This window comes from Shewanella sp. SM69 (assembly GCF_025653985.1).
Taxonomy (GTDB): domain Bacteria; phylum Pseudomonadota; class Gammaproteobacteria; order Enterobacterales; family Shewanellaceae; genus Shewanella; species Shewanella oncorhynchi.
This window is the reverse complement of record NZ_JAKKRV010000005.1, coordinates 49,308-61,403: the sequence shown is the minus strand read 5'-3', so window position 1 is coordinate 61,403 and position 12,096 is coordinate 49,308. Positions and strand designations below refer to the sequence as shown.

At 45.4% G+C, this 12,096-nt stretch carries 8 protein-coding genes and 1 tRNA gene; 7 read left to right on the top strand and 2 right to left on the bottom strand.

Features of this window, described 5'->3' with window-relative positions:
- Positions 1–177 precede the first annotated feature (177 nt).
- From rpsU to L5M37_RS08930, 5 genes are all read left to right on the top strand, one after another.
- Positions 178–393, top strand: a complete 216-nt coding sequence (gene rpsU, locus L5M37_RS08950) for a 30S ribosomal protein S21 (protein WP_006080725.1) — start codon at positions 178–180, stop codon at positions 391–393.
- A 6-nt stretch (positions 394–399) separates the two neighbouring features.
- On the top strand, positions 400–843 hold the full coding sequence (locus L5M37_RS08945; protein WP_028760869.1) for a GatB/YqeY domain-containing protein: 444 nt from the start codon (positions 400–402) through the stop codon (positions 841–843).
- Positions 844–926: 83 nt separating this feature from the next.
- On the top strand, positions 927–2,651 hold the full coding sequence (gene dnaG, locus L5M37_RS08940) for a DNA primase (protein ID WP_263200176.1): 1,725 nt from the start codon (positions 927–929) through the stop codon (positions 2,649–2,651).
- Between the two features lie 135 nt (positions 2,652–2,786).
- A complete protein-coding gene (gene rpoD, locus L5M37_RS08935; RefSeq protein ID WP_105249892.1) occupies positions 2,787–4,625 on the top strand; it encodes an RNA polymerase sigma factor RpoD in 1,839 nt (612 codons plus the stop codon).
- Between the two features lie 255 nt (positions 4,626–4,880).
- A tRNA-Ile gene (locus tag L5M37_RS08930) sits at positions 4,881–4,957 on the top strand.
- Between the two features lie 243 nt (positions 4,958–5,200).
- Here L5M37_RS08930 and L5M37_RS08925 read toward each other — a convergent pair.
- Both L5M37_RS08925 and mak read right to left on the bottom strand, forming a co-directional pair.
- Positions 5,201–7,321, bottom strand: coding sequence for a methyl-accepting chemotaxis protein (locus tag L5M37_RS08925; protein WP_131523064.1), 2,121 nt, complete (start codon positions 7,319–7,321; stop codon positions 5,201–5,203).
- A 230-nt stretch (positions 7,322–7,551) separates the two neighbouring features.
- Entirely contained in the window at positions 7,552–8,448 is an 897-nt protein-coding gene (mak, locus tag L5M37_RS08920; RefSeq protein WP_263200175.1) for a fructokinase, read from the bottom strand.
- Positions 8,449–8,867: 419 nt separating this feature from the next.
- Between mak and L5M37_RS08915 the strand changes: the two genes are divergently transcribed.
- Positions 8,868–10,433: a peptide MFS transporter gene (locus L5M37_RS08915; protein ID WP_028760874.1), complete on the top strand. Its 1,566-nt coding sequence runs from the start codon at positions 8,868–8,870 to the stop codon at positions 10,431–10,433.
- 513 nt (positions 10,434–10,946) lie between these two features.
- Positions 10,947–11,954: an LLM class flavin-dependent oxidoreductase gene (locus L5M37_RS08910; protein ID WP_263200174.1), complete on the top strand. Its 1,008-nt coding sequence runs from the start codon at positions 10,947–10,949 to the stop codon at positions 11,952–11,954.
- The last annotated feature ends 142 nt before the right edge of the window (positions 11,955–12,096 follow it).

The window sequence follows — 12,096 nt, the reverse complement described above, 5'->3', positions numbered from 1 at the left end:
ACCTGCAAGCGCTCAATTACTCCAGTCGCGCAGGCCATATTGAGTCCACTATAGGACTGAGCTCAGTTTTAGGGCTTTACAAGCCTAGGTGTCTCGGTATAAAATTCCGCACCATTTTAAATAGACTTGGTTCGAGCAATTGAACCAGAACAACCTACACCTAAGGGGTGATGGCGTATGCCAATTATTAAAGTACGTGAAAACGAACCATTCGACGTAGCTCTGCGTCGTTTCAAGCGCTCTTGTGAAAAAGCTGGTATTTTAGCCGACGTGCGTGCTCGTGAATTCTACGAGAAGCCAACTACTGCACGTAAGCGCGCAAAAGCAGCTGCAGTTAAACGTTTAGCTAAGAAGCTTTCTCGCGAAAACGCACGTCGCGTACGTTTATATTAATCTCATATGAGCCTAATTGATCAGCTAAAAGACCATATGAAACAGGCCATGATCGCCAAAGAGAAGGCGCGCTTGAGCACTATTCGTATGGCATTAGCCGCCATCAAACAGATTGAAGTGGATACCCGCGAATCTCTGACTGATGAACAGGTTATAGCGGTCTTAACCAAAATGGTGAAACAACGTCGTGACTCGATTGCTCAATTTGAAGCAGCGGGTCGTAACGAGTTGGCCGACGTGGAAGCAGCAGAGATTCAAGTTATTGAAGCTTTCCTGCCTACCCCTCTTACAGAGGCGGAAATCGCGGCGCTCATCGATGCAACTATTGTAGAAGTAGGTGCATCCGCCATGGCGGATATGGGCAAAGTAATGGGAGCATTGAAATCTAAAGTGCAAGGACGTGCAGACATGGGCGCTATCGGCGCTATGATCCGTGCTAAATTGCAATAATTAGCGTTTCACTGTATGAACAAGCCGTGCCTATGCGCGGCTTGTTTGTTTAAATTCGCGCAAGGCGGGATTTTAAGCACTCAATGGCAATACCTCGTGATTTTATCAATGAGCTAATCGCTCGCACTGACATAGTCGAACTTATCGATCGTAAGGTGCCCTTGAAAAAGGCGGGTAAGAACTACTCGGCCTGTTGTCCTTTTCATAGCGAAAAATCACCTTCGTTTACCGTCAGCCGTGATAAACAGTTCTATCATTGCTTTGGCTGCGGTGCTCACGGCAACGCCATCGATTTTGTGATGGAGTATGACCGACTCGATTTTATTGATGCAATTGAAGATTTGGCGGGCCAGCTTGGATTAGAGGTTCCCAGAGAACAAGGCACAGGCAAGCGACATGATGAAGGTTTAAGTCGTGACTTATATCAACTCATGGAAGAAGCGAGCCTTTACTTTCAAAACCAACTTAGACAACACCAAGATAAACAAAAAGTTATCGATTATCTTGCCTATCGCGGTTTATCCGATGATGTAGTAGAACATTTTGGTATTGGCTTTGCGCCAGACGGTTGGGATGGCTTATTGGGCCGCTATCGTCAGAATCAAGATGCGCAGGATAAGTTACTGACTGCGGGTATGTTAATTAGCAACGACAGTGGGAAACGTTACGACAGATTTCGTGACCGCCTCATGTTTCCTATCCGCGACAGGCGCGGACGAGTCATTGGTTTTGGTGGCAGAGTTTTAGGTGATGGCACACCCAAATACTTGAATTCTCCAGAAACGCCCATATTTCATAAGGGCAATGAGCTTTATGGTCTCTATGAACTAAAGCAACGCTATCGCGATCCAGACAAAGTACTGATCGTTGAAGGCTATATGGATGTGGTGGCATTGGCGCAATTTGGCGTCGATTATGCTGTCGCATCATTAGGCACCTCGACCACAGCAGAGCAATTTCAGCTTTTGCTGCGCAGCGCTAAAGAAGTGATTTGCTGTTACGACGGCGACAGAGCAGGTACTGAAGCGGCATGGCGCGCCTTAGAAACGGCATTGCCATTATTAAAGCCGGGCGATCAAGTGCGATTTATGTTCCTGCCTCAGGCCGAAGATCCTGATTCTATGGTTCGTAAAATTGGTAAAGATGCATTTGAAACCTTAATGGACTCTGCCATTGCACTACCCGAGTTTCTATTTGACACGTTAGCGACAAAATACGGTACAGATAAAGGCAACTTAGCGAAACAAGCTTTTATCTTAATTGAAAAAATTCAAGACACTGTGCTGCAAAATTTACTGCTTGAGAACTTAGCTCACAAGTTAGGAATGAACAGCTCAGAAGATATGAAAAAGAAGCTAGGCTTTAGCGTGAAACAAGCTAAACCAATGGCAAGTAAAGGATTAAAAGGACGCGGTACACCATTGCGACTCGCCATCGCACTGTTAGTACAACATCCTAAACTGGGTATGGGTTTACCCCCACAACCCGCACTCGCCCACTTGCAGATGCCAGGCATAGAATTGCTGCCACTGTTATTGGAGATGACTCGAGAGCAAACGTTAAACAGCGCACAACTACTTGAACAATTCCGAGAGCACCCCTACAGCGGCACTCTCCATAAATTGGCCCAATGGGACCATCAAGTGGCGGATGAAAACTTGCTCGAAAAGTTTAAACAAACCCTGGTTTGGCTGAACAATCAATATATTGAACAACGATATCAGGAATTGAGTCTAAAACAGACTCATACAAAAGAAGAGAAGATGCAGCTCTCGAAGCTGATCTCAGTCATGAAAGGGTTAAACTGAGGCAAAAATGTCCTCATTCGCTACCCCAGTGACTAGCACAGATATGTGCACACGGCTATAATTGACGATTTGCGCGGCACTTGGCTTATGCTAAGTGTCCGTCGTTGTAACAGTTTCCCAACTTGGATGATATCTATGGATCATACTCCGCAGTCGCAACTTAAGCTGTTGCTTGCCAAAGGTAAAGAGCAAGGTTACTTAACCTATGCAGAAGTGAACGATCACTTACCTGCAGACATGGTCGATTCTGACCAGATCGAAGATATTATCCAGATGATAAATGACATGGGTATCCGGGTGTTCGAAGAAGCCCCAGATGCCGATGACATGATGATGTCGGAAGACAACACAGACGAAGATGCAGCAGAAGAAGCCGCCGCAGCACTGGCAACAGTGGAAAGCGAACTTGGCCGCACAACCGATCCCGTGCGCATGTACATGCGTGAAATGGGTACCGTTGAGCTTCTGACCCGCGAAGGCGAAATTGTTATCGCCAAACGCATCGAAGAAGGCATCAACACAGTTCAAAGTTCAGTCGCCGAATATCCACAAGCGATCGCTATGATCCTTGAGCAATTCGACCAATTTGAAGCCGACGAACTGCGCTTATCTGATATTATCTCTGGATTTGTAAACCCGGACGAAGATGACGTCGCCCCGACCGCCACTCACATCGGCTCAGAATTATCTGAAGAAGAGCTGGACGATGAAGATGACGAAGAGGATGACGATGACAGCGAAGATGAAGAAGAAGGCAACAAAGGGCCTGATCCTGAAGAAGCTCGTGAAAGATTCGGTCAACTCAGAGCCGCTTACGAAAGCGCACTGAAAATTATCGAAGCTAAGGGCCGTGAACACCCTGAATCGGTAAAAGCCCTCTTCGAAATCGGCGAAATCTTCAAAGAATTCCGCTTAGTACCTAAGCAGTTTGACCGTTTAGTCAAAAGCATGCGCACTATGATGGACCGCGTGCGTGTTCAAGAACGTTTAGTGTTAAAACTGTGCGTTGAACAAGCCAAAATGCCGAAGAAAAACTTCGTCAAATTCTTCACTGGCAACGAAACCAACCTTGATTGGTTCAACACAGAGAAAGCCTCAACGAAACCTTATGCCGAAGGCCTAAGAATGGTTGAAGATGACGTCATTCGTTGTCGTACCAAGCTTGCAGCAGTTGAAGAAGAAACCGGCTTAGCGATTTCTGCCATAAAAGACATCAACCGTCGTATGTCAATCGGTGAAGCCAAAGCTCGCCGTGCGAAGAAAGAAATGGTTGAAGCCAACTTACGTCTGGTAATTTCTATCGCGAAGAAATACACCAACCGTGGTCTGCAATTCTTGGACTTAATCCAAGAAGGTAACATTGGCTTAATGAAAGCCGTAGATAAATTCGAATACCGTCGTGGTTACAAATTTTCGACCTATGCAACTTGGTGGATCCGTCAGGCGATTACTCGCTCTATTGCCGACCAAGCGCGCACGATTCGTATTCCAGTACATATGATCGAAACAATCAACAAGCTGAACCGTATCTCTCGCCAAATGCTACAGGAAATGGGCCGCGAGCCTTCACCTGAAGAACTGGCTGAGCGTATGATGATGCCGGAAGATAAGATCCGTAAGGTACTGAAAATAGCTAAAGAACCTATCTCCATGGAAACCCCAATCGGTGACGATGAAGATTCGCATTTAGGTGATTTTATCGAGGATACAACCCTCGAATTACCACTGGATTCAGCGACCAGCGAAAGCTTGAAAAACGCCACTCACGAAGTTTTAGCAGGTCTAACCGCCCGTGAAGCGAAAGTGCTGCGTATGCGTTTTGGTATCGATATGAACACTGACCACACACTTGAAGAAGTGGGTAAACAGTTCGACGTGACCCGTGAACGTATTCGTCAGATTGAAGCTAAGGCACTGCGCAAACTGCGTCACCCTTCACGCTCAGAAATCTTAAAATCGTTCCTAGATGAATAGGCTGTTAAAAGCCTAAAGTAATCTAAGTAAGATTTGAAGCCCTGCCCATGCAGGGCTTTTTATTGTCTTTATCACCTCAATTTATGCACAAGCACAGCATCGAAGCCTTAAATTTAGGCGACGAGGGCATTTAAGTTGATTAACAGATAACCAATTGAATCAGTTGCGTGAATTTCCAGCCAAAACACGGGTGACAAGCGTAAGTAAGCTTAGTATACTTCCTCCCGCTTCAGGTAATGACGATTACCTTAAGTCGGCCCCTTAGCTCAGTTGGTTAGAGCACACGACTCATAATCGTTAGGTCCACGGTTCAAGTCCGTGAGGGGCCACCACCCGATTCAACGAAAAAGCCCATTGATTCAATGGGCTTTTTCGTATCTAAAAACTGATCTCCGCTATTTATCACACAATATCCGTGTATTTACACATTCCCCTCGCTGAACTGTTTTAAATTTTTAGCCTATTCGATGTTATTTAAATATCCATAAAAATAGGCTCTTTGATAAGTGTTAAGCAGCTACACAATCAAAGAGCCTATTTAAAATCAATGAGCTAATTCCACAAATATCTGAGTGCTAGGTTTTTAACTTGCCTAACTGCTCATGTTGCTGCTTCACTAAGTTTGCTAAAACTACACTGCTTTGCTGTGCTTCACCCGCAAGACGCGCAAGTTCAGAAGCCGAATCAGAAATGCCTGTAATATTGCGATTAACCTCTTCAGTCACCGCGCTCTGCTCTTCTGCTGCTGCCGCGATATGGGTCACTTGGCCCGAAATTTCTTCAATCTGACTCACCATAGAGTTCAATGAGTTCAGCGCTTGCTCAGTTTGAGATACGGCCATTTGTGCCCGTTCAGCGCCTTTATCTATGATGCCAGAAGCACTTTGAACTTCTTTTTGCAGTGCATCGATAAGAGTACTAATATCATTCGTCGAGCTTTGAGTCTTAGATGCCAGCGCACGGACTTCGTCAGCCACCACTGCAAAACCCCGTCCTTGTTCACCCGCCCTCGCCGCTTCAATCGCCGCATTTAATGCCAGCAGGTTTGTTTGTGCGGCAATGGAACTGATCACCTCAAGAATACGACTAATATTCATACTGCTGTCAGCGACTTTACTCACGGCCAGCTTAGCTTCCATTGACTCTTTAGACATAGTCGCCACAAAGCCCATCGCCTTAGTCAGACTTTCTTCACTGTGACGAATGTTGCGTGACATAGCTTCTGTTTCTGCAGCGGTTTGCTCAGACGCCTTAGCAACCTCAAGTGCGGTGGCACTCATTTGGTTTACGGCCGTTACCACACTCTCAATTTCACCATATTGACGATTGACACTATCACGCGTGAGCTGGGCAATTTTCGCTGAGGCTTGGCTTTCTTCCTGAGAACGACTCGCGAGGGTTTTAAGTTCGGCAATCAAGTTTTTCAGTTTATAAATAAAGGAGTTGAAACCTTTTGCTAACGCAATCAACTCTGCATGGGAGTCCACTTCTATCGATTGCGTTAAATCGCCATCAGCGCTTGCCAGGTGTTCTACACGGCCTTGGATCATCTTTAAGGGTGAAATAATGCTACGGATCACTAGGCTAATCGTAATCACAGCAGCAATCGACACGACAACACCGACCATGAGCAACAAACTTCCCAAGGAAGTTGCCATTTCATCCATATCATTATTCAACACAATCGAACTCTTGTACGCCTGCGCAGTCGGCACTTGGATCACTAAGGACCACTCGGCATTCGCTAAAGGGATCTTAATTGGGTAGGCAACAATAATTTCATCATCGTTAACCATGTAACCCGAGTTCTTGTGTAACGAGATAATTTGTGAAGCAATAGCTGGATTTATTGACTCAGCTAAAGGGCGTGCCTTTTTACTGTAATGACTTGCTGCAACCACTAAACCGCGGGTACTCAATAAAGTTACTTTCGCTTGCCCATCGTAGAGGCTCTTAGATAACTTATCGATAAGAGTTTGAAAGACGGGTAAGTTTAAATCAACACCGACCACACCGATAAACTGTTTATGCTTAAGCACTGGAACAGTTAGCGAGGTCATTAATGCTTTGTTACCGGGAGTGATTTCGTATAAATACGGCTCCATTAGACAGGGCTTTAAGGTTTCTTTACCGCATAAATACCATTCTGCATCACGGATCCCAAATTCATTTAGGCTAGTAAGGTATTTTTCTGACGAATCTTCAACCTGTTGATGTGCAACAGTGCCATTGTCATCACGGGTATAGTAAACCTCTAGGGCACCTGATGTCGTTACACTGTGGCTGGAATTAATATTCAGAAACTCAGTATCGAGCCCATCATAACCATTAGGTTCAAACTGGGCATACATGGAGGAAACTTGCGCATTCTTCTTAAGCACAGCCGCCACAGTGAGTTCTAAACGATCACGCTTTAAGGGAAGTTCTTCTGCCGTACTCTCCACCATACCGGCAAAAGAGTAAGGAATACGATAGGCTTCGTTAATAAATCCAGCGACCATTTCGCCATATTCACCGGCGCGGGCTTCGAGTTTATCCCGCGTTTCAGTTTGTAGGGTATTTTGAACTTGATCCGATAATTGCGCGTTTTGAGCCGACAGTGTCCACCATAAACTGATAGATAAAATAGCCACTATCGATAAAAATAATGCTGATGTAATCCACAACAACTTAGTACTGATGGACAAATGCTTCATCTAGTAAACTCCCAAGAGAACGACAATAGCGTAATTATTTTGATCTACTTTATTTTTATACTTTCTATACAGCATTAAAAATAGCACTTAGGGTAAGAATTACCAGCACTTAAGATAAAGAGTTGTCAATGGAATGTAAAACTTTTGAATGACTAAATCAAAAAAAGGCCAAATTCAAATAAATGAATTCAGCCTTTAATATCAAACACTATACTTGATTGAGTCTAGGATTAGCGTCCCCACAACCAAGCGGCGCCACGCACCCCAGATGAAGCACCATAATAATTTTTAACAACGGGTGTGTGGCACTCTCGGCCAACCACATAGAGCGGCAAAATTTTCGGTAATTCGGTATAAATAGCATCGATGTTAGACACGCCGCCGCCAAGGACGATAACATCAGGATCCATCATATTGATCACATGGGCCAATGAACGGGCTAAACGATCAATAAAGCGGTTAAATGCTTGAGTTGCCAGCGGATCTCCCGCTTGCATCATTTGGGCAATTTCAATACCGCTGTCAGCAACACCGCCCGCAGCGCGAAAGTCGCGAACAAAGCCTGTTCCAGATATAAACGTTTCGATACAGTCTCTATTACCACAAAAACACGTCGTGGTATTAAATTCATCGGCTTTCATCCACGGTAAAGGATTATGGCCCCACTCACCACCAATACCATTGCCACCATCATGTACTTGGCCTTTAATTGCGATACCAGCACCACATCCCGTTCCAATAATGGCACCAAATACAACGGACTTTCCTGCGGCAGCGCCATCTACCGCTTCTGATACGGCAAAACAGTTCGCATCATTAGCAATTTTTACTTTACGATTTAATCGAGCCCCCAGATCCACATCGAGTGGATGACCATTGATCCAAGTTGAATTAGCATTTTTTACTAGACCAGTAAAAGGAGAAACAACCCCAGGAATACCTATTCCGATAGTGGCGGTTTGCTGCAGGCTGTCTTCGACTTCAGTTACCAATGCAACCAAAGCATTGACTGTCGCAACATATTCTCTCGGTGTCGGGATGCGTTTACGAAAGACTTCGTTACCATCGCTATCTAATGCGACTACCTCGATTTTTGTGCCACCAAGATCGATACCAATTCGTAACATTCATATACTCCGTTTAAATATATTTAACGCAAAGCGGTGCATTAACAACCTGATGCATATCTACAACTGTAGAGACGCTGCTAAGTAGAACTTTTCGTTTTAAAGTTATCTACATTAGAATTTCCAAGCGCACTATGCCTGCTGGGCAAACAGCAATCAACCTCAATGTATTTAAATACACCATAGCGCATACCCGCACATGCCATTATCTGCTTATCCGATCGTACTGCGAATGTTCCTTGATTTATCCGCAGCAGAAAAACTTGGATAGAACTGTCTCCGCTTAAATCCACCTTAAAATTGATAAGGTCATTTGTAACAAAGTCTGTTTTTGCCTATGTCTGCCATTGGTTTGAATTGGTTATCGCCTTATACTTTTGAGCTCAAATATTAAAACAACAATGTTGGAAGCAAGCGATATGACTATTGGGACTGCTCCGGTAAGTAAAACACATTCATTTATGACTGTGTCTCTTATCGAATTATGGGAACGCTTTGGTTATTACGGCATGCAAGCGCTGATTGTGTACTTTATGGTGCAGCGCCTTGGCTTTGATGACTCACGTGCAAACTTAGTATGGAGTGCCTGTGCGGCACTTATTTATGTATCACCGGCAATTGGTGGCTGGGTTGGGGATAAAATCCTCGGCACCAAACGCACTATGCTGCTCGGTGCGGGGATCCTCTCTCTGGGTTATGCGCTAATGGCCGTACCCACTGAAAATACGTGGTTTATGTTTTCAGCGCTCGGCGTGATTGTGGTCGGTAACGGCCTATTCAAGCCGAATGCGGGTAACTTAGTCCGTAAAATCTATGAAGGTGACGATTCTAAAATCGACAGTGCTTTTACCATCTATTACATGGCAGTAAACGTGGGTTCGACCTTCTCTATGTTGCTCACGCCTTGGATTAAAGATTACGTTAACGCCCAATATGGCAACGAATTTGGCTGGCACGCAGCCTTTGCCGTGTGCTGTGTCGGTATATTGGTGGGGTTAGGTAACTATGCACTCATGCGTAAAAGTCTAGTCCATTACGGTTCTGAGCCTGATACTCGCCCAGTGAACAAGAAAAACCTCGCGATTGTATTGGGTCTATCCGCATTGTCGGTTGTCGCTTCAGCCATTATTCTTGAATATGAAGCTGTCGCGCGCGTCTTCGTTTATGCAGCAGGCGTAGCCGTATTGGCAATCTTCTTCCACTTGATCCGCACCAGCGAAACCAGTGAAAGAGCAGGACTGATTGCAGCGCTGATCCTTACGGTGCAAACCGTGTTCTTCTTTATTTTCTATCAACAAATGTCAACGTCACTCGCGCTGTTTGCCCTGCGTAACGTGGATTGGGATTTTCAAGTTTTTGGTACCCACTTGTGGACTTGGTCACCTGCCCAGTTCCAAGCATTAAATCCATTATGGATTATGGTATTAAGTCCAGTACTCGCATGGAGCTATTCGTGGGCTGGACGCAATGATAAAGACTTTTCTATCGCGGCGAAGTTTGCTCTCGGTTTTGCCGTTGTGGCTATTGGCTTCTTTATCTATGGCTTTGCAGGCCAATTTGCCGTCAATGGTAAAACCTCTTCATGGATCATGATCTGGGGCTATGCCTCTTACTCTTTAGGGGAATTGCTGGTGAGTGGTCTTGGACTTGCCATGATTGCTCGCTACGTACCTGCACGCATGGGCGGCTTTATGATGGGTGCCTATTTCGTCGCATCAGGTATTTCACAGTATCTGGGCGGTGTGGTTGCTAACTTCGCCAGTGTACCCAAGGATTTAGTCGACCCACTGCAAACCTTACCCGTATACACAAGTCTGTTTAATAAACTAGGTATAGCCGCTGTGGTCTGTACCTTTATTGCACTTGCGGTATTACCTCTGATGCGTCGCCTGACTGAGACTCACCATTCACATAACAATGCGGCTGATCATGATATTAATGAAAGTGCTGCAGCATCGCTACGGGATGTGAAAGCCGAGCAGTAATGCTCGACTGACAATAGCGATTTTTCTATTGCATAACATTAACTGCCGATAGCCCTGCTATCGGCAGTTTTTTATCACTTCATTCAACATCGTTTATACCCTTATATTGCTACTCATAACCAAATGAGCTTTAGCGAAAGTCATGCAATCCTACTGTGACTGGCTTAGCGCTGAGTTGCTGAGAATAAGAACTTCAGTTCCACATTATCGGCCCTCACACGCGGATGACTTCAGCCCCTCAATTTGTTACAAAGCGAGTACACACTCAGTTGCATGGCGATGCTCAAGTGCAGACTCACATTGAAATAATGAAGGGGAAAGTGTTATCCATTAAAGCTTGATAAGCCGTGTCGTTAACCCCATATCAATAACACTGAATACCTTTTATTCATCAAGACTGAGCCGTTAACGCTTTTTCTTAGCAATGAGCCTAGCAATGCAACAAACAATACGCCTAACACAGTTAGCGCCTCTTGTTGTCGCTAGCAAAAACGGCTGCCACTTGGAGACACTATGTCACAACCGACATCAATATTGGCCGATATTCCCTTCTCGCTATTGGAACTCGCGCCCATGCGCCAAGGCTCAACAGTGGGCGAAACGCTTCAAAACAGTTTGCAGTATGCCAAGGAAGCCGACAGACTCGGCTTTAATCGTTTTTGGTTTGCCGAACACCACAATATGCCCGGTATCGCCAGCGCGGCGACCTCGGTATTAATTGGCTATATTGCTGGCAATACTCAGCGTATTCGCGTCGGCGCGGGTGGGATTATGCTGCCAAACCATGCGCCTTTAGTGGTCGCCGAACAGTTCGGTACCCTTGAAAGCTTATATCCTGGTCGAATCGATTTAGGACTAGGCCGCGCGCCCGGCAGCGATCAAATTACCAGCCGAGCACTGAACCGTGATACCAGTCGCGCCGAACAATTCCCTGAAGAAGTCAGTGAATTACAAACTCTACTTGGCCCTTACAATGGTCGCCATGCGGTGCGAGCTATTCCCGGAGAAGGCACTAATGTGCCGATTTGGTTATTGGGCTCGAGTCTCTTTAGCGCGCAGTTAGCGGCGCAGCGCGGTTTACCCTATGTGTTTGCGGGCCACTTTGCACCACGTTTTCTCTACGATGCGATTGAAATCTATCGCCGCGACTTTAAACCTTCTCAAGTGCTTGATAAGCCCTATGTGATGCTCGGCTTGCCATTAGTTGCCGCCGATACAGATGAAGAGGCCCAATATTTGGGCACGACCTCAAAACAGCGCGTGCTGGCACTTATCCGTGGTCACGAGTTATGGCTAAAGCCACCGGTTGATACTATGGATGGCTTATGGAGTGCGCAAGAAGAAACCTATGTCGATAATTTCTTAGGTTTATCAGTTACTGGTGGCCCAGCGACGATTAAGCATCGCTTGGAAATGATCGTAAAAGAACTCGGCGTGAATGAGTTTATTTTTACCAACGACTTGTATGACCTTGATAAACGCAAAAAAGCGCTGCAGATCCTAATGGAGATTAAAAAATAGCGATTCATTTAACTGATGAGTGCTGAAAGTCACTGGCAGTAAAAACAGCCAATTCCAAAACAATCGCCCCAATAAAAATCCCGCCGAAGCGGGATTTTTATTGGGCAAAACTGTCATCTAAATCGTTTTATATCAAAGCGAT

What these genes read in the sequence shown, in the direction of transcription:
- rpsU (WP_006080725.1), top strand. Translation starts at nt 178, where the DNA reads ATGCCAATTATTAAAGTACGTGAAAACGAACCATTCGACGTAGCTCTG.
- L5M37_RS08945 (WP_028760869.1), top strand. Translation starts at nt 400, where the DNA reads ATGAGCCTAATTGATCAGCTAAAAGACCATATGAAACAGGCCATGATC.
- dnaG (WP_263200176.1), top strand. Translation starts at nt 927, where the DNA reads ATGGCAATACCTCGTGATTTTATCAATGAGCTAATCGCTCGCACTGAC.
- rpoD (WP_105249892.1), top strand. Translation starts at nt 2,787, where the DNA reads ATGGATCATACTCCGCAGTCGCAACTTAAGCTGTTGCTTGCCAAAGGT.
- L5M37_RS08925 (WP_131523064.1), bottom strand. Translation starts at nt 7,321, where the DNA reads ATGAAGCATTTGTCCATCAGTACTAAGTTGTTGTGGATTACATCAGCA.
- mak (WP_263200175.1), bottom strand. Translation starts at nt 8,448, where the DNA reads ATGTTACGAATTGGTATCGATCTTGGTGGCACAAAAATCGAGGTAGTC.
- L5M37_RS08915 (WP_028760874.1), top strand. Translation starts at nt 8,868, where the DNA reads ATGACTATTGGGACTGCTCCGGTAAGTAAAACACATTCATTTATGACT.
- L5M37_RS08910 (WP_263200174.1), top strand. Translation starts at nt 10,947, where the DNA reads ATGTCACAACCGACATCAATATTGGCCGATATTCCCTTCTCGCTATTG.